Raw genomic sequence first — 21,555 nt, forward strand, 5'->3', positions numbered from 1 at the left:
GTTTAATACCCTTCACCAACCAACTAACCAATTATGACCGGAAGTCTACTTTTTGATGCCATTGTTTTTTTATTGGGAGCAATCATTTGCGTTTCAATAGCCAAAAGATTAGGTCTAAGTTCTGTTTTAGGGTATTTAATTGCCGGTGTTTTAATAGGTCCGTATGTTTTAGGTTTTATAGGTGAAGAGGGAGAAGATATTCTTCATTTTGCTGAGTTCGGGGTGGTGGTGATGCTTTTTTTGATCGGATTGGAAATTGAGCCTAAAAACTTCTGGAATATGCGTAAATCTATTGCAGGAATGGGTGGTTTACAAGTTGCCGGCTCTATGATACTCTCTTATCTTTTTTTTATACTACTTAATTTTGACTGGAAAGTTGCCTTGGTTATTTCTATGGCAGTAGCATTATCCTCAACTGCCATTGCAATGCAGACTATTGATGAAAAAGGACTCATGGAGACTACCTTCGGTAATTCGGCATTTTCTATATTGCTATTTCAAGATATCATCGTAATATTCATGTTAGGTGCAATTCCTTTGCTTTCAAATTCTGATAGTGAAGCTGCCATAGACAGTCATGAAGCATCCGGTAATCTTTTAGACGGCTTGCCCATGGGCTACCAAACACTGGCTATTATCTTGTCTGTAGTGTTAATTATCGGTGCAGGTCAATATTTGATCGTACCCATGTTACGAAGAGTTGCAAAAACAGGAGTTAGGGAATTGTTATTCGCCTCTGCTTTGTTAATTGTATTCAGTATATCCTATTTAATGGAATACGTTGGTCTATCACCTGCTTTAGGTGCGTTTTTAGGTGGCGTTGTCCTTTCTAGTAGCGAATACAAACATGAACTTGAAAGTAATCTTGAGCCTTTTAAAAACCTGCTATTAGGTTTATTTTTTATAGCTGTTGGCGCATCTATTAATTTTGTGGTCATTGCTAAAATTCCGTTGACCATTGGCGGTATATTACTAGCAGTAATATTGATTAAAGCATTAATACTGTTTAGTACAGGTAAAGTATTTAAACTTAAGCTTGACCAAAATCTACTACTAACATTTAGCTTGGCACAAATTGGGGAGTTTGCATTTGTTCTGCTATCCTTTGCATTTCAATTGAATATACTAGATCAGGAACAGATGGATATTATGCTTGTAATAACAGCCCTGACCATGTCCATTACCCCAATCATAAGTATTATAAACGAACGATTTATATTACCAAAAATTGGCACAAAAGAGTCCATTAAAAGACCCATGGACCATATTGCAAAATCTCAAAATGTTATTCTGGTCGGTTTTGGTCACTTTGGTAGTACCGTTGGTCGGTTTTTACGTTCTCACGGTATAGAGGCAACTATTCTAGACCAGGATTCAAATAGGGTAGATGTGCTACGTAAAATGGGATTTGAAGTATACTATGGGGATGCTACTAGGTTAGAACTTCTTGAAGCTGCGGGTATTGCTCAAGCTAAAATTTTGATATGTGCCATAGATAATCCGCCGGTAACACTAGAAATCACCAAACTTGTTAAAGAAAAATATCCTCATGTAGAATTAATGATACGTGCCCAAAATAGAAATGACGCTTATGAATTGCTGAATATGGGCTTTGAAAACATTTACCGAGAATCATTGGACACCTCTTTATCTCTAGCAAAAGACGTATTAAGCAAACTCGGCTTTAGAAAATACACATTGAACAGACAAGTACAGAATTTCATTAAATATGATGAGACCAGCTTAAGAAGATTGGCAGCTGAACCTAAGGGAAATGAAGATTATATATTTAAAGTCCGTAAAGAATTAGAGGAACAGGAACGATTATTGGAAGAAGATTTTAAAAGGGGTATCGTCGAATACGATAATCATTGGGACAGTGAATCTATTAGAGAGGTATTAAAAGACCAACAAAATAACAATTCTTCATCTACCAACTAAAGTCTTCTAAAAGCCTATTTTGTACTTCTATAAAATAGGCTAATTCATAGACAGAATATGCCAATTCGTCTATTTCTAACTTAATAACTAGTATATCGATTAAACCACAAGTGCATTTACATGTCAAAGTATTGAACGTAAAAATAAAAGTTTAACCTTTTAAATTTAAAACGATGAAAACAAATACTAAAACATATGTAGTACTAGGATTATTTTTAATGGCATTCGCTTTGCCAAGTACAGCACAAACACGTAAAAGAACGTCAACAAAAACAACTACTACTAGGACTACTACAGTAACAAAAACACCAGGTAGAGTATCAAGTAAAAGAGTTCAGTATAAAACACCCAAGAAAAAAGTAGTAGCAGTTAGGACTGTACCTAATAAAACTGTAGTAAAACATAATGGGCAAAATTATTACTACTCAAATAATAAATACTATACAGCATCTGGTGGTAGATATATTGCCATAGCGCCTAAAATTGGATTTAGAATAAATAGCCTACCTCCAAACTATGCTAGGGTACGTTTCAATAACCATTTGTATTTTAATGTTGGTGGCACCTTCTATGTTGAAGCCAATTCTGGATATGAAGTTGTAGATCCTGAAATTGGTACAGTAGTTAGCGAATTACCTGATGGATATGAGAAAGTTACTATTGATGGATTTACATATTATGAATACTCTAATATACTGTATGAAAAAATACAAGTAAATGGATCAAGAGCTTATGAGGTTGTTGGTATTATTGATATGGAGTAATTAAACAAACGTTTTAAAAGTCAAGGGCTTACGAAAATATTCGTAAGCCCTTTTTTTATTCCAATCAATAAAACATGATATTCGTTAGGTTTATAAAAAACCGAATTACTTACTTTTACCTTAGTATAGTAGATTGCAATCAAGAACCCCTTTACACGTAAAGATGTCATCAATAAATCATTTCATTATAGTATGTACGTTTATTTTTTTAGGATCAATTGGTTCTATATCAAAAGATGTAAAGCCTCTAAAAAACACTCTTTTCTTTGATATTGTACATAAAGACAATGTAATAGGTAGTTTAAAAGCTTCTAAAACCATTAAAGACACTAAAATTCATTATCAAAGTGTAACTACTATAAACACGCGCATTATCAAAGAAATAGATGTAAATTATTTGTACAATGTTATCTATGAAAATAATAAATTGAAGAGGGCTAATGTACTTATAGATGTCAACGATAAACCCTATGCCGACATTCTTACCAATTGGGAAATAGATTATTACCAGATTTCAAAAAACGATAAAAACGAGTTAGTGGTACAAGAAGATATCAAGTACGCTACCATATTGCTATATTTTGTGGAACCAGTAGACATAGAACGGTGCTATTCTGAACAAGATGGAAGTTTTAATACGATTATACCTTTAGGCAATCATTCGTACAAAAAAATAAATGCTAAAAACCACGAGAATATTTATCATTATAAAGATGGCTTTTTAGAAAAAGCAGAAATTAATGGAGGGTTGATAAAATTTGACATTGTTGCCCAAAAATGATTTTTAAAAAATATAACATAAAACAGTTATGACAAATACCGGATTAGTACTTTCAGGCGGTGGCATACGTGGAGTAGCGCATATTGGTGTTATTAAAGCCTTAGAGGAAAACGGTATTTACCCTACTCATATTTCGGGTACTAGTGCAGGTGCTATTGTTGGTGCCTTATATGCAGGTGGTGTAAAATGGGAAGATATTTTAGAATTCTTCAAAGTAATTCCTATTTTTCATGCCAACAGATTCGCCCGTAAAAAACCCGGTTTTATAGACACCGAGAAGTTTTATGATGAGTTTAAAAAGTTTTTTCCTACCGATAAATTTGAATCACTTCCTAAGGAGCTTTTTATAACAGCTACGGATATCGTTAAAGGGGAATTAAAGATTTTTAATACTGGAGAATTGATAAAACCAGTGCTTGCATCTGCAACTTTTCCCGGTGTTTTTTCACCTATCAATATTAATGGGTCTTTCTACGTAGATGGTGGTGTATTGAACAATTTCCCTATTGAGCCTTTACAACCACACTGCGATAAAATAATAGGCAGCTATGTAAACGCACTAAAATCTATTAAAATAAAAGATTTAAAACATTCGTACAATGTATTGGAAAGAGCGTATAAAATAAAATCAGCATCAGAATCCATAGCAAAATTTTCAGAATGCGAGTTTGTAGTTTCTCCCGAAGAGCTTTGTGAATATGCAACTTTTGATATGAGATCTATAGATGCCATTTTTGATATTGGCTATAATAGTACTATAGACGTGCTACGTAAACAAGGATATTCTAAGCAATAAAAACTCATATTATAGCTTTACATGACTTGCTCGTTCCATAAAATAATCTTCAAAACGTTCTAATTTAGGATGCATTTTTTCTGAGTATATCACATATTGACATTTCATAATACTTTGTGCAACCGTAATCATTGCTGTATAATCCGATTTCTGAATTAAAAAATCACCATCATCAATACTACAGATTTTCAATTGTGATGTACTTACCCCATTCAATAAAAACAACTTGTGTAGGGTAGTAGGTGTTGTAATAAGTATATCTATGCCTTCAAATATTTCAGATTTTTGAATATCGATATGCAATTCTTTATAACTGGCATATAGTCTCATATCCGTATACTTGGTGTATTCAAAAAACTTATCATAAAGTTCCAGTACCTTTTCTTTATTCTCAACCACAACAACAGCTCTTGGCGCATTGCCTTCGGCTTTACATTTTAGTTTCTGTAATGTTGTCAATATTAAGGTTGTAGTTTTACCACTTTCCTTTGGAGCTGTACAATATACATTTGCTCCGCTTTTAATTACGGGAATACTTTTCTTCTGGAAAGAAGTTGGTTCTGTAATGGAAAGGTATTCTAGTCTTTCTAATAAGTGTGGATTCAGTTTCTTAAATGACATATACTACTTTAAACTAATTAAACATACTATAATGCTACAAAGATACAGCCTACCAACGGGCTAACCCCATTTTAACACTCTATTTTCTTATAACAAGAAAGCAATACAGAATTTCTTATGAATAAAGAATAAGAAAGACACCAAGCATAATACCCGCTAACGGCACTAATTTTTTACGCTTATTTTGTTCTTTAAAGATAAAACCGCCAACGACTACAGCTATCAATATTTGACTACGCTTTATGGCTGAAAGTAGTATTATCAATGCATCTGGATCTTGTAATGCTTTAAAATAAAAATAGTCTGCCGTTTGTAAAAGTATACCCACCATAGGTATCGTCCACCGCCATTTAAAAGATCCTTTTAAATTAGCATTGGTAGCTCTTGTAATGACCACTACCATTCCTATAATCAACATGGTGTAGGTACAGAACCAAAATTGAAGGGTAGGGGGATTCAGATTTAAACTTTGTATTAAGAACTTATCATACAAACCACTTGAAGCTCCTAAAAAAGTAGCGCCAATAATTGCATATATCCATTTATTACTTTTAAAATAAATACCTTCTTTTTTGCCAATTCTAGAATAAAGAAATACGGAAAAAATAATTAGGAAAAATCCAATCCACTGCCAGAAATCAGGGCGTTCTTGATAAATGAAAATCGCACCGATAAAAGTAAAAAACGGACCTGCAGAACGTATTGGGGTTACAATGGTAATAGGTAAATGTTTTAAAGCTTGATATGCCAATATCCAAGAAGAAGCCATAATCATGGCTTTTATAACTATAAACCCATGTGTCTTCAAGGATATATCAGATACAAATAAATCAATTTCTTGTAATTCTTCAGGATAGTATTTTGAACCGATAAATAATGGTAAAAACAATAGAAAGCCAGCGATTAAGGTGCCTAAAAGAACAGAAAAGGCATCATTACCTTGTACGGCATGTTTTTTACATAAGTTGTGTAATCCTAAAAAGAGCGCTGCTAAAAGTCCGAGGTACATCCACATAATGCGCGCGAAGATATTGGTTTTTGATTATTCTGCCTTCGAGATAAGTCATTCATATGTGATTTGTAATTGGTATAACCGGAAATAAAAAAGGGCTGTCTAAATTAGACAGCCCTTTTTAAAAATACTTCGCTTAACCTAATAAGCCATTTTCACAATTTTCTGTGCATCTTCTGGCATTAAAGCCTGACGTTCACCTAATTTCCATCCACGATCTGTAAATCGCTTAGATATTTCTTCGGCAGTGCCTTCATACTCTTTTGTGTAATCAGATAACTTAGTATCGATACCTAATTCATGAAAGAATTCCTCGGTCTTTTCAATAGCAGCATATGCTTTGTCATCGATACTACCTTCGATAATATTCCAAACACGTTCACCGTACTGAGCTAATTTTTCTTTTTTAGCTTCAAAATTGTACTTATAGTGACTTGGTGCAATTACCGCTAAGGTACGTGCGTGGTCAATACCAAACAATGCGGTTAACTCATGACCCATCATATGCACAGCCCAATCACCAGGAACTCCTTTTTGAATTAATCCGTTCAATGCCATTGTACAGCTCCACATAAAATCTGCGGCAGGTGTATAATCGGTAGGATCTTTCAATACTTTAGGAGCAACTTCTACTAATGTCTGCAAAATACTTTCTGCAAATCTATCTTGTAAAGATGCACCTATTGGGTAGGTCATGTATTGCTCCAATACATGTGTGAAAGCATCTGTTATTCCGTTTGCTAATTGACGTTCAGGAATTGAACTAATAACCTGTGGATCTAAAATTGAAAACTCAGGAAACAATCCTGGACCACCCATGGCTAATTTCTCTTTGGTTTCCGCTCTTGTAATTACAGCACCTGAATTCATTTCAGAACCTGTTGCCGGCAAGGTCAATACGGTCCCAAAAGGCATTCCTTTTTTGGTTCTCACATTTTTGGTAAGTATATCCCAAGGGGTATCTCCATCATATACCGCTGCTGCAGATAAAAATTTTGTTCCGTCTATTACAGACCCACCACCAACTGCTAATAAATAAGTAATGTTTTTATCTTTTATTACCTGTAAGGCCTCCATAAGTAAGGCATATTCAGGGTTAGCAGGTATACCGCCAAACTCTGTTACATCTATATTAGACAATGCTTTGGTAACTTGTTCGTAAATACCGTTTTTCTTGATACTACCACCACCGTAAAGCATTAATACTTTAGCATCTGCAGGAATTTCACTTTCTAATTTCGCTATGGTATCCTTTCCAAAAATAATCTTGGTAGGGTTCTTAAATTCAAAATTGTTCATTTTCTCTCTTCTTTTTAATTTGTAATATCTATTTATGGTTTGATAAACGATTACTCTATAACCGTTACCAAATCTTTCATTGGTTTTCTAACCTTTACTAGATTAACCAACCAATCTTCACTTTCATTTCTATAACCTAGTGGTAACAAAACAGCACTACGTAATCCTTTTTCGCGTAAGCCTAAAATTTTATCTACTGCAGCAGGATCAAAACCTTCAATTGGGGTAGCATCTACCTCTTCAAAAGCTGCTGCCGTTATCGCTTGTGAAAAAGCAATATATGCTTGTTTTGCAGCATGGTTAAAGTTCTCTTCTTCATCTTTTTGTGGATAAGAATCTAGCAACATCTTACGATAGTTTTCCCATCCTTCGTTCTTAAAACCTCTAATTTCATTGGTTAGATCGAACATGTAATTGATTCTATCTTCGGTATAGGTATCCCAAGCTGCAAAGACAAGTAGGTGTGAACAATCTGTAATCATAGATTGGTTCCAAGCAACAGGTCTTATCTGTTCCTTAATATCTTGGTTTTTAACCACTATAATTTCAAAAGGCTGTAAGCCGCTTGAAGTTGGGGCCAAACGCGCTGCTTCTAAAATACGTTCTACTTTATCTTCGGCTACTTTTTCACCGTTCATAGCCTTAGCGGCGTATCTCCAATTTAATTTATCTAATAATTCCATTTTAATCTTTCTATTTTAAGTTGCGTTTTGCTAATTGTTCTATATCGTTGGATGTTATGATAACATCGGTATTACTCGTTGTATTTGCTAAATTCAACATTGCCTGAGCAATGCTTTCTGCATTGATAATTCTATATTTTTTCAACGGACCAATAAATAAGAACTGAATGGCTTTAAATACTATTAGTCCTATTTTTTCAAGTGTTCGTTGTTCATCTCTTTCTCCTCCAATTAATGACGGTCTTAAAATTGATGTATGGGGTATGCCTTGGTTGACAACATCTTGCTCCATTTCTCCCTTTGTTCTATTATAGAACACTTTACTTTTTTTATTTGCACCCATTGCAGAAACCACTAAGTAGGTGGATATTCCGTTTTCTTTTGCCAATTTTGCCGCAGCAACAGGTATACCGTAATCAATGTCTTTGTAACGTTTTTTATCTGGAGTTTTCTTTGCAGTAGTACCTATACAACAATACACTTCGTCTGCTGTAAATTCTTTTCTAAACTGTTCTAAGTCTAAAAGGTTTCCTATAAACTGCTGTACTTTACTTGGCAAACCCTCAATTCTTGATCTAGAAAATAATTTTATAGTATCGTACCTATCGTCAATAAGTAATTTCTTCATCAATAATCCTCCTGTTAAACCTGAAGCTCCTAATATGATGGCTGTCTTTTTCATTCTACTTACACGTTTTAATGCTGCTCCATGCAGCTTCGTAGGCCTGGTCTAAATGCTCCTTATCCAATGTTACAGAACCTCGGTTTTGAGTAATCATTAAAAATGAAAGCGGATTAATTGAATAGGCATATAACATATAATCTGACAATGGTTTTATAACACCTTCTTTTTTACCACGTGCCCATAAATCTAGTAGGGGTTGCAAGTGCTTTATGCCTTCTTGTCTGCTAGCTTCATCTATCATTGGGGTATTATCACATTGCGCTAAAAACATGGCATCGGCGCTTTCCTTTAACTTAAACTCAGCTATTCGTTTCCAAATTACTTTAAAACCTTCTTCAACCGGCATGGTTTCATCATATGTGGCAAATGCATAAGCCGTATAATTAGCCTTAACCTCTATATAGGTTTTATTCACCAGATCTTGTTTGTTTTCAAAATATAGATATATGGTGGCGGGAGATACACAAGCCATTTTTGCAATCTTACTCATTGGTGTGGCATGAAATCCATCATTGTTTACCAACTCTATAGTTGCATTAATTAATGCGTTTCGTTTGTCTATGCTTTTCTGTAATGCTGCCATAACTATGATTTCTTGGTACAAATTTACAAAAAATGAACGTTCATTCTTTTTTATTAACAGAACTTTAATTTAAACAGTGGGGAGGGATCAAAAAAAACATAATATCCTTATAATTTCTAAGAACATTCTACAAACAACTTATTTCTTAATTCTCTAATTTTAAAAAGTACAATACAGGTAGTTCCCACGTCCTTTTCAATTTTAAATTGAATCCCTTAACTTAATTTCCTAAATTATTATTTAAGATGTACAAAATTCTATCTCTAGACGGTGGTGGCAGTTGGGCTATTATTCAATTACTTACTTTAAAAGATAGATATGGCAATTTAACGGGTCACGATATTTTAAGGAAATTTGATCTTGTAATTGCCAATTCGGGTGGTAGTATCGTCCTTGCTGCTTTAGCTGAAAATTATACCATTGACAAAGCCATTTCCCTTTTTAAGGAAAAGAAAAACCGAGAACTTATTTTTCATAAGAACTCTTTTAAAGATCGTTATTTTCCTGTTGACTATTTAGGACTTTTTAATGCGGGATTTGGACCAAAATATAGTACAACTAAAAAAAAGGAAGCTTTTGAAAATCTATTTCCTCAGATTGATGAAATACAGATGGATGAAATTCCAAAACTGATTGGTAAAGCATCCCTTAAAATAGTAGTTGCCACATATGATGCCTTAAATAATCGTGCTAAATTCTTTAAATCGTTCTCAACAAACCTTGATTCTTATGACTCCGTTAGACTTACTCAAGCTATAAACGGATCATCTAACGCTCCTGTTCAATATTTCGATTTTCCGGCACGCTTTAAGGCAAAGGGTAGCGATATATTCTATGAGCTTTGGGATGGTGCTCTAGGCGGATTCAATAATCCTATTCTAGCTGGAATCATAGAAGCCTATAAACTAGGTGTTGACTTAAAAACGGTTCAGATTATATCTCTAGGCACCAGTAATTCATTAATGTCGTCTGAAGCGAAAAAAAACTTTTGGGATTGGAAACAGATTGCACTAATTTTCAGAAGAAAGAAATTTGCTTTCTCTAAATGGAAACCGCAATTCAACTTCTTTAAAGAAACGGTGTTACACCAAGCAAAAACAATTTTATACCAACCACCAGATACGGCCAACTATATTGCTATGATGTTTTTACAGGTAGCTACGGACAAATTACTTAACGAGCAAATTATTCGCTTATCGCCCTTAATTCATTATGATGAACAAACCGAAACATCAATAATTCCTTTAGTTCAAGATTTATATAAATTAGATATGGACCTAACCAAAGATGAAGAAATTGAAACGTTAATCAATTGTTTTTACGCTTGGAAAAGCGGACAATTATATAATCAACCCATAGAATTTAAAGTAGAGCGCAATAACGATTTATCTTTTATTAAAGGCGATAAATGGTATCAAGAGGGGATGGATAGGTGGAGGAGTTGGGAAGCTACTGAATAAATTTCCATCTTTAAATTTCCTAGTTTTAGCTAACATATTTTATTGAATACTCAGCTTTGCGATCGTTGTATAGTTTATAAATCCTTTTACCTATTTTTGAGAAACTAGATAACCCTGCAACATGACACTAAAACAACATCTTTACATCATTACTTTTTTATTTGCATTACCACTTATAGCTCAAGAAACTAGCCCTTCTGAAGTATTTTGGAACAACTTAAAATCTCATTGCGGTAAAGCATACGAAGGTAGTTTAGCTTTACCTGAAGAAGATGAAAATTTTGGTGGCAAAAGACTTGTTATGCATGTTAGAGCATGTAGCGATAACAAAATTAAGATTCCGTTTTATGTTGGTGACGATAAATCTAGAACATGGGTCTTAACTAAAAATGATGGTATACTTACCTTAAAACATGACCATAGGCATGAAGACGGCGCTGAAGATGATGTGAATTTTTATGGTGGTACAGCAAGTAATGCAGGTAAAGCTGATATTCAGTTTTTCTCAGCAGATGGCGCAACTCAAAAAATGATACCTGGTGCTGCAACCAATGTTTGGTGGATTACATTAAACGATACTACTTTTACTTATAATTTAAGAAGACTAGGAACTGACCGAGTTTTTAAAGTGGTAATGGATATTACTAAGCCGATTGAAGAACCAGAAGCTCCGTGGGGTTGGGAAGATTAAATGAATCATTACCGGGAATCTACATCACTTATAAATAGATTGTTGTTACTCCCTGAATAACTGTACCTATCTTTGCCGAAAATTATTTTATGTCAAATCAGTTTTCAGATTTAGGAATCAATAAACAAATTCAACAGAGTTTAGAGGAATTACAAATTACAGTACCTACAGATATACAGAAAAAATGTATTCCTGTTGTCCTAAATAAAAAAGATGACCTTGTTGCATTAGCAAAAACAGGAACTGGTAAAACTGCTGCATTTGGCTTACCATTACTGCAATTAATCAATACAAAAAATACAGCAGTACAAGCTGTTATTTTAGCACCAACAAGAGAATTGGCACAACAAATACATGCCAACCTAATTTCATATGCCAAACATAGTCCTGCAATATCAATTGCTTCAGTATGCGGTGGTATACTTATAAAACCTCAAATAGAACGCTTAAAAGAAGATACTCATATTGTAGTAGCTACGCCTGGTCGTTTAGTTGATTTGGTAAAACGTGAGGCTATTAATATTAAAAATTTAAAGTACTTGGTTTTAGATGAAGCTGATGAAATGGTCACTGCCCTAAAAGAAGACCTAGATACTATTATTGCCGGTATACCTAAAGCTAGACGTACTTTTCTCTTTACCGCTACCATGTCTGGAGCTATTAAACAACTGGTTCAAAACTACATGTCTAAACATGTAGTACATAAAGAGGCTGATATGGCAACCCTTGGACATAAAGGTATTGATCATAAATATGTGGTAGTTGAGCCTATTGAAAAATTAGATGTGCTTATGCACTTTTTAAATACAAAAGAAGGGCAACGTGGTATCATTTTCTGTAAAACAAAAGCGGCAGTAAACAAGTTGGCTAAAAAATTAGCTATAAATAAATTTTCATCAGGTGCTTTGCACGGTAGTTTATCTCAAGGAATTCGTGATCGTATAATGGGTCAGTTTAGAGAAGGGAATATCAATATACTTGTAGCGACAGATTTAGCTTCTCGTGGCTTAGATGTTAAAGAATTGGGTTATGTAGTCAATTACCATTTACCGGACACCTATGATGCATATGTTCATAGAAGCGGACGTACAGCTAGAGCAGGAGCGAAGGGACTTTCATTAACCATTTTACAAAAAGAAGAAGTTGCGGAAGTATTTGATTTTGAAAAGGAATTAGGTATTTCTTTTTCAAAATACCAAAAAGCAGATGCACAGAGTATCGAAGAAAACAACACATTACTTTGGGCTAAAAAAATCTTTAAAACCAAGCCTAATCGCGAAGTATCTGAAGAATTTAAAACTAAAGTAAGAACCATTTTCCATCACTTGACCAAAGAAGAATTGGTAGAGAAAATATTGGCAAACCATATAGCCCAAACCACAAGTCTACATATAAAATCTGAAGAGCCGAAAAGGAAAAAAAATCAAAATGGGAACAACTAATAGTTTTCATTTACAACATTTTAATGCATAAAAAAGCCGACTTAAATAAGTCGGCTTTTTTTAATATTTTAAACTGTCTTCTACAAATATGCTTTTAGTACTTCGTTTTGTGATTTATTACGAAGCTTACGAACAGCCTTTTCTCTTAGCTGTCTAACACGTTCTCTAGTTAAATCAAAAAGCTCACCAATTTCACTTAAACTTTTAGGGTGACTTTCACCTATTCCATAGTAGAGTTTAATTATTTCACTTTCTCTGCTTGGTAATGTATTTAATGCCTGATTAAGATCTGTTTTAAGTGAATCCATCATCATACCGGCATCTGGTCTGTTTGCATCTTTAGAGCTAACCACATCATATAAATTAGATGATTCTCCTTCTTGAAAAGGGGCATCCATAGACAAGTGTCTTCCTGAATTTTTTAAAGCAAGTTTTACTTGCGTGCTGCTCATATCAAGTTCTCTAGCTATTTCCGTAGTACTTGGTGGTCTTTGTAAAGATTGCTCTAGCGTAGAAAATACTTTATTTATCTTACTTATTTCCCCAATTTTATTCAATGGAATACGTACCATACGAGATTGCTCAGAAATAGATTGTAGTATGGATTGTCTGATCCACCATACGGCATATGAAATAAACTTAAAACCTCTGGTTTCGTCAAAACGTTTTGCAGCCTTCACTAAACCAATATTTCCTTCATTGATTAAATCTGAAAGTCGTAATCCGCTACCTTGATATTGTTTTGCTGTAGATACTACAAAACGTAGGTTAGCATTTACTAAGGTATTTAGGGCATTTTGATCTCCTTCGCGTATTCTTCTAGTTAGTTCCACTTCCTCATCTGCGGTAATCAAATCAATTTTTGATATTTCTTGAAAGTACTTTTCTAATGATTTAGTGTCTCTGTTTGTAATTTGCTTAGTGATCTTTAGTTGCCTCATATATTATTTTAGTTTTTATCGTTGTTATAATTTAAGCAATTTTTTAAAAATATCCTAATGAAATCAAGTATTTGTTGTAATTATTTTAATGGATTCTAAAAATTGATTAATTAAATCTAAAATTATATGATATTTTGATTATATTTTATCAAATCTTTAATACTTAGACAATAGTTATCCCTAGTGGTTGATCCTCTAGAAAAAAGCTCGAAATTCGGACTAACCATAACAAACCAAGATGAAAACGACCTCTTCTATCATTATCTTATTTTTCTACACAAGCTTTCTTTTTAGCCAAACTCCCGTGCAATCTTATTTTGAATGGACAGCATTACCTTTTGCAAAAGAAGAGTTAAGAGAACGACGAGATAACCTAATGAATATTTTAACGGAACACGGTAAAACAGGAATAGTGATTGTACCTGCTAATGACGGATTTTCATTCGGAGAAACATTTAGACAGGCAGATGATTTTTATTACTTCACCGGACTAGAATTACCAAATGCCATTTTGGTTATGAATGTAGCCACCAAATCAGTAACTATATACACCCCTGAACGAGATTTACGATTTGAAAATGGCTCTCGAATAAATGATTTTCCAGGTAGACCTTTATTGAATGATAAGAATATTACAGAAAAAACCGGAATAACTCTTGCATCTATTGACGACTTTACCTTTCTAATGGATGCTGAAAGTAAAAAAGAAAACACCGTTTTAATTAATAGTGGACGAAAGGGTGACATTACTTATGCATCTGATGCCTATATAGCTACGCATTCTCCTGTTCAAGTTCTGCTACAGGCCTTGATCAAAAAACATCCCAAATTGAAACATGAAAATATGTACGATGCAGTTGCAAATGTTCGTATGATTAAATCTGAAGCTGAAATTGAAATTATTCGAAAGGCTGCTACCATTACGGCAGAAGGTATTAAGCAATCTGCTAAAAAGATTAAACCTGGGGTAGATGAGCGTTACCTAGAAGGTATTTTGGAAGGTGATTTCAAAATTAACGGTTCTCAACGACTTGCTTTTGGTTCCATAATTAAATCAGGACCAAATTCTCATTGGCCTTGGAGAATATTAGCTACACACTATAACCGTAGAAATAGGGTTATGGAAAAAGGCGACTTGGTTATTTTTGATGTTGGTTGTGAGTATGAGCAGTATGTTAGTGATATTGGTAGAACCTTTCCCGTATCTGGTAAATTTACCGATAGACAGAAAGAGATTCTTGTCATGGAAACTAAAATAGCAGATGAGATAATTAAGTTTCTAAAACCCGGTATTACATTTAAAGATGTACAGACACTAACTAATAGTATTATTCCTGATGATGCAAAAAAATATATGCAAGTAGGCTTGTTTTTTGGTCATCATTTAGGGCTCTCAACCGGAGATCCTAATATATCTACCACAGTGCTAAAACCTGGTATGATTTTTACTGTAGAGCCTTGGTACTACAATCATGATGAAAACATTTCAGTATTTACTGAAGATATGATTCTTATTACTGAAGATGGTTGTGAAGTTTTAAGTAGTGATTTACCAAGAACCCCTGACGCCTTAGAAGGTTTGATGAAGTAATAAGAAACCCAATTTATATATTGGCTATTTCTAAATTAGGGCATATTCAAATTTCATGATGAATGAAGGTCAAGAGCGTGTTAAAGCTAGTTACAAACACAATTATGTGAGACTGGTTAAAATTAAAAATAGCTATGACCCACAGAATTTATTTAGAGTAAATCAGAATATTAAACCATCTACCAAAAATATTAGAATTAATATGCCTGCTTTCTAATGTGCTAATAAAAAATCCTATCTAAAATATTATTAAATAGGATTTAAAGTATCATTACTTAAAGTATTACTCATAGAATTCTGATATAGATTCCAATGGCTTTCTTTCAATATCTGGCACATATGTTGGTGTCTTGGGGTAGCCTACCGGTAACAATAAAAATGCACGTTCATTACTTGGACGATTCAATAGTTTTGCTAAAAAATTCATTGGGCTAGGAGTATGAGTTAATGTTACCAAACCTGCATTGTGTATCGCAGTAATCAACATACCTGCCGCAATACCTACAGATTCATTAACGTAGTAATTATTTACCTTTTTACCATCGCTATCTAAATCATGTACTTTTTTAAAAACGATAATAAGCCAAGGTGCATCTTCTAAAAAGGGCTTATACATGTTTGTACCCATCGGCTCAAGATCTTTTAACCAACGGTCGCTCATTCTACTTTCATAACTTTCCTTTTCTTCTGCTTCGGCAGCCTCTCTGATCTTTGCCTTTAATGTAGTATTAGAAACAGCACAGAAGGTCCAAGGTTGTTTATGCGCACCTGACGGAGCCGTAGAAGCCGTTTTTATTAAAGTTTCAATTACTTCTTTTGGTACAAGTGTATTTGCATATTCTCTAACAGATCTTCTTTCATCTAAATGTTTAAAAAATGCCTCACTTTTGACAATGAGTTCTTCTTTAGACAATGCATTTTCTTTATAAAGTACATGCGTGTGTCCGTTTACAGATATATGAGATTCAGTTGCCATTTTTGAAGTAAGGTTTTAATTGCAAATTCTATTCTCAAAGATATTGCTTTTTTTAGGTTTTACTTTTAATGATTCCTCTGTGGCTCAATTTAGGTGCATAAACCAGTTTTATAAATTCGGCTTAAAGCATTTACCGTGAATAATCCCCTTTTCACTTATTGTTAATTCGAATACACTGATTGTTTAAAATCTGCTTGAATCCAAATTCTATATTTATCCTGTTGCTAAAACGGCATACCCAAATTATTCACATTTTTAAAATAACCAATTATGAGAAAATCTATATTTAAAGTAAGTTTTACCTCTGTTTGCGTATCAATCCTATTATTAACCTCTTGTAGTAATGATAGCGATGATTTAACCCTTTCGGAAGATACTACCACAACCGACAGCGACGAAACAGAAGAGGCTAGTAGTACCGTAGATTCCAATTCTTATATACTAGCAGTTGCTCCGGATAATGGTGTATTTTTAATTGACCACGATGGTAATACCCTGTACGATTGGGATTTTGATGGAGACCAACTGGGTAATGATGCCGAGCTACTTAGCGATGGTAGTTTAGTAGCTACTATTAAGGTTGATAATCCACAAATCACCTATGGTGGTTATGGTGGTAGTTTTAGAAAAATCAACGCAGATCAAACTATTGCTTGGAATGTTGATTACTCTAGTGATACCTATATATCGCACCATGATGTAAATTACCTTTCTAACGGAAATATCATTTTCCCTATTTGGGAACAGGTTAGCCAGGATGATGCTGCGGAAATGGGATTTTCTGGAAATTTTGATATTTATCCAGATGCTATTATAGAAATGAACCCATTAACCCAAGAGGTAGTTTGGGAATGGCATGTTACAGATCATATTGTACAAGATTTTGATGAAAGTAAAGAGAACTTTGGGGTAGTGGCAGATGTTCCAAACCTGATTGATATCAATTACAATAATGACCAAACTGATGGAGATATTACACATGTAAACGGTATTACATTAGACGAAGAAAATGATTTGCTTTATATGACCGTTAACTTTTACAGTGAGGTATGGGTAATTGATCATAGTACCTCAACGGAAGAGGCAGCTTCTAGTACAGGGGGAAGCTATGGTTTGGGAGGTGATTTAGTTTATCGTTTTGGAAATCCGTTGGCGTATGACAATATTGGTGAGGTCACTTTAAATAGAGTACACTATCCAAACTTATTCGATGATAATAAAATGTTGCTATTCGTAAACAACAAATATGATAATCAGTCTGCTGTAGCCGAATATCAATTGAGTCCTCCTTTTGAATTAATAGCTGGGCAAGATAATGAGCCTGAACTTACCTGGGAATTTACAGATTCTGATTTATATAGTAACGGATTAGGTAGTGGTGTACGTATGAGTAATGGGAATACCCTAATTGCGGAGGGTACAGGTGCAATTTGGGAAGTAAATAGTAGTGGCGATGTTTTATGGAGATATACAAATTACAGTAGACCTTGGCGAGCTTATGCATTTACTAAAGATGATGAAGCAATATCAGCTCTAGGTCTATAAAAATAGTTTTTTGGTTTAATTGATTGATTGGTAAGAAAGGGTTCCTTTAGAAATATTGGGACTCTTTTTGTTATACCTAAGATCAAGTTGTTTCATATTTAAAACTATCAAAACATTTGGTTCCACGTTTATGTACTACTGAATACAAGAATCCTTTCGCTAAAAAATAGCTGCCATTCGCTTAAATTAAAATTATGCCCCCTTTATATGAATTAAGTTTGAAATCCATTAAAGCAAATAGCATTTAAATCATGAGATTATATATTCAACTACTATTACTTTTAGTATTAGCAACAAGCCAAGCGCAAAATACAGAAGACAACATCACTTACAGCAGTTTTATTGCTGATGAAAATGTTCACGTACAATTAAGTACAGTAGACCAAGCAACAATGCTTGCTATGCTACATAAAGGCTTTTACGTATATTTTGATGTTAAGGGCAAGCGAAAAAAGAATGTCTCGGTACAATATCCAATTAATATTGCACCCCCTGAACGCCCAAATAGAAACGATAGAGAAAATGGGAATAGAGAGGAACTAGACCAGGATGAAAGAAGAGGACCTGACATAGTTAAGTTGATTACCGAGATGCCAAAAATGGCTGAATTTACCAATCTAGATTTGGTGCAGGAATTTCATTTGGACTTAAACAAGCTTGGTGTTTCCATTACATATAATTATGATGAAGACAGCAAAGAACTTCAATACGAACTAATTATTCCGAAACAGGAAATTAGCAATGCTCACTTCTCTAAACTATCCATTGGCATCGTTACGCCTAAAAGGGAAAAAGAATCTAAAGACAAAGATACTAACATCAGTTTTGGTGGCGGTGGCCAAGGCGGTGGAGGTGGTGGTAGAGGAGGTCAGGGCGGACCTGGTGGAGGTCAAGGCGGCGGTGGTCGTGGCGGATCTCAAGGTGGACCACCACAGCAAAATGATAAACCAGAAGAATTATCGGTTGATATTTGGTTTAAGGCAGACATGGGTTAAATGGATATCTTCACATTTTAAAATCAATAATTATAGGTCCTACATTAGATTTAATCCCTAAAATATACAGTTATAAATGCTGATTCAAAAAATGTTTTATGATTCCGTCTACGATAGGTGTAAAATGCTTCTTTTCTTAGTATTTTAATCTTCATGGTAGATAGAAGTACATTTATACGAACTGAAATACTGGCAGGTATCAGTTCATTTCTAGCAACATTTTATATCATCATTGTAAACCCAGCAATTCTTTCTGCTTCTGGAATGCCTTTTTCTGCAGCAGTAACCTCAACGGTTCTTGTTTGTGCCTTTGGTAGTATTATGATGGGGTTATATGCTAAAAATCCATTTATAATTGCACCTGGTATGGGTTTAAATGCTTTCTTTACCTATACTGCCGTACTAGGTTTAGGTTTAAGTTATCAAGCTGCCTTGGGTGCCGTATTCTGGGCAGGTATTTTATTTCTAATCTCAAGTGTTCTTAAAGTCAGGGATAAAATCGTACTAGCCATACCACATTCGCTAAGATTTGCTATTGCCGCCGGTATCGGACTTTTTATTTCTTTTATAGGTTTCCAAAATGCAGGTTTTATTATTGATGATAAAGCTACCTTGGTTGGTCTAGGTTCACTTAAAGATCCTTTGTGTCTCACCTTTTTAGTAGGTCTACTCATTACTGCCATATTAATAGCTAAAAGGGTTACGGGAGCTATGATTATAGGTATACTATTAACTACTATTCTTGCTTGGCCCATTGGTAGATGGTGGGGAGATGCCTCTCTTGTAAACTATGGTATACCCACTATCGTAAATTACTCAGGAGTTTTCTCTTTGCCAGACTTCAGCTTATTATTTAAAGCCGACTTATTAGGATCAATTAAATATGCATTTTTACCCGTAATCTTTGTATTTGCCTTTACAGATTTATTCGATAGTCTTTCTACATTCGTAGGTTTATCAGAAGCATCTGGCTATAAAGATGAAGATGGAAACCCAAAAAATCTTAAAAAATCTTTAATGGTAGACGCGGTTACCACCATATTCTCAGGTTTGGTAGGCACTAGCTCAGGTACTGCATATATAGAATCTGCCGTAGGCATTCGAGAAGGTGGTAAAACGGGACTTACAGCAATAACTGCTGGCATTCTTTTCTTACCGTTTCTATTCTTCTCTCCATTGTTATCCATAGTTCCAAGCATAGCTAGTTCTATTGCATTGGTTTTAGTAGGTTCTTTTATGATGAAACCGTTAACTAAAATTGATTGGAATACGGCAGATGAAGCTATTCCGGTTTTCTTTACCATGATACTAATGCCATTAACGTACAGCATAACCACAGGAATCATTTTTGGCTTTCTAACATATACCTTACTCAAACTCTTTACTGGCAAGAAATCGGAAATAAATCCAGTGTTGTTAATTATAAATGCATTATCAATTCTTTACCTATGGTTATAAGACATTATCTATTCTTTCTAATGCTATTTGTTATATGTGGTGTAAAAGCCCAACGTATTGCCATTATGGGTGCTATGGACGAAGAAATAGAACTACTAAAGGGGCAATTAGAAAGTAGAGAAGAAATTGAGAAAAACGGAATTATATTCCATACCGGTAAACTTAAAAATAAGGAGGTTGTTCTGTTAAAGGCTGGTATTGGTAAGGTAAATGCAGCATACAGTACGGCAATACTTACTACTCACTTTAAACTTAAAGCGCTTATTTTTACTGGTGTCGCAGGCGGATTGCACCCAGATATACAACCAGGCGATATTGTTATTGCCGATAGTTTGGTTCAATATGATTTTGGGCAATTACAGGATAATGAGTTTATAACTTGGCCAACACGAAATCTTATTAAGAATACTAAAAATCCTTTACTTCTTTCTGTAGATAGCACATTACTTCATATTAGTAAAATAGTCTCTAATACAATTCAATTAAAAGCATTTAAAGGTAGAGTGCCTAAATTCTATGTAGGTACTATTGCTACGGGTGATACTTTTGTAAGCGATGCTATGAAGGCTAAAGCTTTATACTCTAATTTTAATGCGCTTGCCACTGAAATGGAAGGAGCCGCAGTAGCTCAGATTTGCACAATGTTGGATCTACCTTATATTGTATTACGTAGTTGTAGCGATAATGCAAATACCAACGCGCATACAGATTATTTTAAATTTGTTGAAATCGCTGCCGTTAATTCAGCCCAAATGGTTTTGGCTTTACTTGAAAATACGCTCTAAAATTGCCCCATGTTTTCATCTAAAGATAAAGGCGGTTAATAGGTATATATAGCTTATTTGTATATAATCTTTTTAATAACACATAGTTAAGATTACATTTGCACTGAAATAAAAAACACATAACCATGAAAAAAGTAATTGCAACATTCATTTTAGTAGCTTCGATAACTAGCTGTAATAGCGTTAAAAATATGGATACCACCAAGGTTTCAAATGCTGCTCAACTATTAGGTTCTTTAAGTTCGAATTCTACAGTTCAACAAGTAGCTAGCTTATTTAGCCTTTTAGATACGAACAACGATCAAGCTATTAGCTCCTCTGAAGCTATTGGTGAAGTTTCTGAAAATTTCAGTACTTTGGATACTGATAATAATTCAAGTCTTAATCTTACGGAATTAGAGGGTATTCTTGCCTTGTTGAAGTAATATATAAGATGATATTAAAAAAGGCGTATTCATTAGAATACGCCTTTTTTAGTTTCTATTCTAGAACAAGACAACATCTCA

General features: G+C 34.2%; 22 protein-coding genes. 14 read left to right on the forward strand and 8 right to left on the reverse strand.

Features of this window, described 5'->3' with window-relative positions; genetic code table 11:
* Nucleotides 1–33 precede the first annotated feature (33 nt).
* From P177_RS10410 to P177_RS10425, 4 genes are all read left to right on the forward strand, one after another.
* Nucleotides 34–1,941: a monovalent cation:proton antiporter-2 (CPA2) family protein gene (locus P177_RS10410; RefSeq protein WP_036154527.1), complete on the forward strand. Its 1,908-nt coding sequence runs from the start codon at nt 34–36 to the stop codon at nt 1,939–1,941.
* Between the two features lie 173 nt (nt 1,942–2,114).
* Nucleotides 2,115–2,705 carry a DUF6515 family protein gene (locus P177_RS10415; protein WP_036154529.1) on the forward strand — a complete coding sequence of 197 codons (591 nt, stop codon included), beginning with the start codon at nt 2,115–2,117 and terminating at the stop codon, nt 2,703–2,705.
* A gap of 163 nt (nt 2,706–2,868) precedes the next feature.
* Nucleotides 2,869–3,486 carry a DUF6134 family protein gene (locus P177_RS10420; protein ID WP_157486531.1) on the forward strand — a complete coding sequence of 206 codons (618 nt, stop codon included), beginning with the start codon at nt 2,869–2,871 and terminating at the stop codon, nt 3,484–3,486.
* Nucleotides 3,487–3,514: 28 nt separating this feature from the next.
* Nucleotides 3,515–4,282 (forward strand): patatin-like phospholipase family protein, encoded by a 768-nt coding sequence (locus P177_RS10425; protein ID WP_036154530.1) that lies wholly within the window; start codon nt 3,515–3,517, stop codon nt 4,280–4,282.
* A gap of 9 nt (nt 4,283–4,291) precedes the next feature.
* Here the strand turns inward: P177_RS10425 and P177_RS10430 are convergent, their stop codons facing one another.
* From P177_RS10430 to P177_RS10455, 6 genes are all read right to left on the reverse strand, one after another.
* The gene (locus P177_RS10430) at nt 4,292–4,903 is read right to left on the reverse strand and encodes a DEAD/DEAH box helicase (RefSeq protein ID WP_036154532.1); all 612 of its coding nucleotides are present in this window, start codon (nt 4,901–4,903) and stop codon (nt 4,292–4,294) included.
* A 115-nt stretch (nt 4,904–5,018) separates the two neighbouring features.
* The gene (locus P177_RS10435; protein WP_036154534.1) at nt 5,019–5,918 is read right to left on the reverse strand and encodes a DMT family transporter; all 900 of its coding nucleotides are present in this window, start codon (nt 5,916–5,918) and stop codon (nt 5,019–5,021) included.
* A gap of 138 nt (nt 5,919–6,056) precedes the next feature.
* The gene (locus P177_RS10440; protein ID WP_036154536.1) at nt 6,057–7,214 is read right to left on the reverse strand and encodes an iron-containing alcohol dehydrogenase; all 1,158 of its coding nucleotides are present in this window, start codon (nt 7,212–7,214) and stop codon (nt 6,057–6,059) included.
* Between the two features lie 50 nt (nt 7,215–7,264).
* The gene (locus P177_RS10445) at nt 7,265–7,897 is read right to left on the reverse strand and encodes an NAD(P)H-dependent oxidoreductase (protein ID WP_036154538.1); all 633 of its coding nucleotides are present in this window, start codon (nt 7,895–7,897) and stop codon (nt 7,265–7,267) included.
* A gap of 10 nt (nt 7,898–7,907) precedes the next feature.
* Nucleotides 7,908–8,579 carry an NAD(P)H-binding protein gene (locus P177_RS10450; RefSeq protein WP_036154540.1) on the reverse strand — a complete coding sequence of 224 codons (672 nt, stop codon included), beginning with the start codon at nt 8,577–8,579 and terminating at the stop codon, nt 7,908–7,910.
* A 1-nt stretch (nt 8,580) separates the two neighbouring features.
* A complete protein-coding gene (locus tag P177_RS10455) occupies nt 8,581–9,165 on the reverse strand; it encodes a TetR/AcrR family transcriptional regulator (protein WP_036154541.1) in 585 nt (194 codons plus the stop codon).
* A 245-nt stretch (nt 9,166–9,410) separates the two neighbouring features.
* Here P177_RS10455 and P177_RS10460 point away from each other — a divergent pair, with 245 nt between their 5' ends.
* The 3 genes from P177_RS10460 (at nt 9,411) to P177_RS10470 (ending at nt 12,758) form a co-directional block, all read left to right on the forward strand.
* Nucleotides 9,411–10,625, forward strand: a complete 1,215-nt coding sequence (locus P177_RS10460) for a patatin-like phospholipase family protein (protein WP_036154543.1) — start codon at nt 9,411–9,413, stop codon at nt 10,623–10,625.
* 121 nt (nt 10,626–10,746) lie between these two features.
* The gene (locus P177_RS10465) at nt 10,747–11,316 is read left to right on the forward strand and encodes a hypothetical protein (RefSeq protein ID WP_036154545.1); all 570 of its coding nucleotides are present in this window, start codon (nt 10,747–10,749) and stop codon (nt 11,314–11,316) included.
* Between the two features lie 89 nt (nt 11,317–11,405).
* Nucleotides 11,406–12,758: a DEAD/DEAH box helicase gene (locus tag P177_RS10470; RefSeq protein ID WP_036154547.1), complete on the forward strand. Its 1,353-nt coding sequence runs from the start codon at nt 11,406–11,408 to the stop codon at nt 12,756–12,758.
* A gap of 80 nt (nt 12,759–12,838) precedes the next feature.
* On the opposite strand, the gene P177_RS10475 is transcribed toward P177_RS10470, so the two are convergent.
* The gene (locus tag P177_RS10475; RefSeq protein ID WP_036154549.1) at nt 12,839–13,699 is read right to left on the reverse strand and encodes a sigma-70 family RNA polymerase sigma factor; all 861 of its coding nucleotides are present in this window, start codon (nt 13,697–13,699) and stop codon (nt 12,839–12,841) included.
* A 238-nt stretch (nt 13,700–13,937) separates the two neighbouring features.
* Between P177_RS10475 and P177_RS10480 the strand changes: the two genes are divergently transcribed.
* Both P177_RS10480 and P177_RS19800 read left to right on the forward strand, forming a co-directional pair.
* Nucleotides 13,938–15,290: a M24 family metallopeptidase gene (locus tag P177_RS10480; RefSeq protein ID WP_084684667.1), complete on the forward strand. Its 1,353-nt coding sequence runs from the start codon at nt 13,938–13,940 to the stop codon at nt 15,288–15,290.
* A 34-nt stretch (nt 15,291–15,324) separates the two neighbouring features.
* Complete coding sequence (locus P177_RS19800) at nt 15,325–15,507, forward strand: BBE domain-containing protein (RefSeq protein ID WP_316930801.1); 183 nt, start codon at nt 15,325–15,327, stop codon at nt 15,505–15,507.
* A gap of 66 nt (nt 15,508–15,573) precedes the next feature.
* Here the strand turns inward: P177_RS19800 and P177_RS10485 are convergent, their stop codons facing one another.
* The gene (locus tag P177_RS10485) at nt 15,574–16,266 is read right to left on the reverse strand and encodes a nitroreductase family protein (protein ID WP_036154553.1); all 693 of its coding nucleotides are present in this window, start codon (nt 16,264–16,266) and stop codon (nt 15,574–15,576) included.
* Nucleotides 16,267–16,536: 270 nt separating this feature from the next.
* Between P177_RS10485 and P177_RS10490 the strand changes: the two genes are divergently transcribed.
* The 5 genes from P177_RS10490 to P177_RS10510 all read left to right on the forward strand — a co-directional run bounded on the left by P177_RS10490 (nt 16,537) and on the right by P177_RS10510 (nt 21,474).
* Nucleotides 16,537–17,811, forward strand: a complete 1,275-nt coding sequence (locus tag P177_RS10490; protein WP_036154556.1) for an arylsulfotransferase family protein — start codon at nt 16,537–16,539, stop codon at nt 17,809–17,811.
* 251 nt (nt 17,812–18,062) lie between these two features.
* Nucleotides 18,063–18,806, forward strand: a complete 744-nt coding sequence (locus P177_RS10495) for a hypothetical protein (protein WP_036154558.1) — start codon at nt 18,063–18,065, stop codon at nt 18,804–18,806.
* A gap of 153 nt (nt 18,807–18,959) precedes the next feature.
* Nucleotides 18,960–20,264 carry an NCS2 family permease gene (locus tag P177_RS10500; protein ID WP_036154560.1) on the forward strand — a complete coding sequence of 435 codons (1,305 nt, stop codon included), beginning with the start codon at nt 18,960–18,962 and terminating at the stop codon, nt 20,262–20,264.
* A complete protein-coding gene (locus P177_RS10505) occupies nt 20,255–21,049 on the forward strand; it encodes a 5'-methylthioadenosine/adenosylhomocysteine nucleosidase (RefSeq protein WP_036154562.1) in 795 nt (264 codons plus the stop codon). The genes P177_RS10500 and P177_RS10505 overlap by 10 nt, the downstream gene beginning before the upstream one ends.
* A gap of 125 nt (nt 21,050–21,174) precedes the next feature.
* Nucleotides 21,175–21,474 (forward strand): EF-hand domain-containing protein, encoded by a 300-nt coding sequence (locus P177_RS10510; protein WP_036154564.1) that lies wholly within the window; start codon nt 21,175–21,177, stop codon nt 21,472–21,474.
* Nucleotides 21,475–21,555: the final 81 nt, after the last annotated feature.

Origin of the sequence: Maribacter forsetii DSM 18668, from assembly GCF_000744105.1 — a bacterium.
In the GTDB taxonomy this organism is placed as follows: Bacteria; Bacteroidota; Bacteroidia; order Flavobacteriales; family Flavobacteriaceae; genus Maribacter; species Maribacter forsetii.

What these genes read in the sequence shown, in the direction of transcription:
- P177_RS10415 (WP_036154529.1), top strand. Translation starts at nt 2,115, where the DNA reads ATGAAAACAAATACTAAAACATATGTAGTACTAGGATTATTTTTAATG.
- P177_RS10485 (WP_036154553.1), bottom strand. Translation starts at nt 16,266, where the DNA reads ATGGCAACTGAATCTCATATATCTGTAAACGGACACACGCATGTACTT.
- P177_RS10465 (WP_036154545.1), top strand. Translation starts at nt 10,747, where the DNA reads ATGACACTAAAACAACATCTTTACATCATTACTTTTTTATTTGCATTA.
- P177_RS10475 (WP_036154549.1), bottom strand. Translation starts at nt 13,699, where the DNA reads ATGAGGCAACTAAAGATCACTAAGCAAATTACAAACAGAGACACTAAA.
- P177_RS10430 (WP_036154532.1), bottom strand. Translation starts at nt 4,903, where the DNA reads ATGTCATTTAAGAAACTGAATCCACACTTATTAGAAAGACTAGAATAC.
- P177_RS10425 (WP_036154530.1), top strand. Translation starts at nt 3,515, where the DNA reads ATGACAAATACCGGATTAGTACTTTCAGGCGGTGGCATACGTGGAGTA.
- P177_RS10500 (WP_036154560.1), top strand. Translation starts at nt 18,960, where the DNA reads ATGGTAGATAGAAGTACATTTATACGAACTGAAATACTGGCAGGTATC.
- P177_RS10455 (WP_036154541.1), bottom strand. Translation starts at nt 9,165, where the DNA reads ATGGCAGCATTACAGAAAAGCATAGACAAACGAAACGCATTAATTAAT.
- P177_RS10450 (WP_036154540.1), bottom strand. Translation starts at nt 8,579, where the DNA reads ATGAAAAAGACAGCCATCATATTAGGAGCTTCAGGTTTAACAGGAGGA.
- P177_RS10470 (WP_036154547.1), top strand. Translation starts at nt 11,406, where the DNA reads ATGTCAAATCAGTTTTCAGATTTAGGAATCAATAAACAAATTCAACAG.
- P177_RS10490 (WP_036154556.1), top strand. Translation starts at nt 16,537, where the DNA reads ATGAGAAAATCTATATTTAAAGTAAGTTTTACCTCTGTTTGCGTATCA.
- P177_RS10510 (WP_036154564.1), top strand. Translation starts at nt 21,175, where the DNA reads ATGAAAAAAGTAATTGCAACATTCATTTTAGTAGCTTCGATAACTAGC.
- P177_RS10435 (WP_036154534.1), bottom strand. Translation starts at nt 5,918, where the DNA reads ATGTGGATGTACCTCGGACTTTTAGCAGCGCTCTTTTTAGGATTACAC.
- P177_RS10460 (WP_036154543.1), top strand. Translation starts at nt 9,411, where the DNA reads ATGTACAAAATTCTATCTCTAGACGGTGGTGGCAGTTGGGCTATTATT.
- P177_RS10440 (WP_036154536.1), bottom strand. Translation starts at nt 7,214, where the DNA reads ATGAACAATTTTGAATTTAAGAACCCTACCAAGATTATTTTTGGAAAG.
- P177_RS10495 (WP_036154558.1), top strand. Translation starts at nt 18,063, where the DNA reads ATGAGATTATATATTCAACTACTATTACTTTTAGTATTAGCAACAAGC.
- P177_RS10480 (WP_084684667.1), top strand. Translation starts at nt 13,938, where the DNA reads ATGAAAACGACCTCTTCTATCATTATCTTATTTTTCTACACAAGCTTT.
- P177_RS10445 (WP_036154538.1), bottom strand. Translation starts at nt 7,897, where the DNA reads ATGGAATTATTAGATAAATTAAATTGGAGATACGCCGCTAAGGCTATG.
- P177_RS10420 (WP_157486531.1), top strand. Translation starts at nt 2,869, where the DNA reads ATGTCATCAATAAATCATTTCATTATAGTATGTACGTTTATTTTTTTA.
- P177_RS10410 (WP_036154527.1), top strand. Translation starts at nt 34, where the DNA reads ATGACCGGAAGTCTACTTTTTGATGCCATTGTTTTTTTATTGGGAGCA.
- P177_RS10505 (WP_036154562.1), top strand. Translation starts at nt 20,255, where the DNA reads ATGGTTATAAGACATTATCTATTCTTTCTAATGCTATTTGTTATATGT.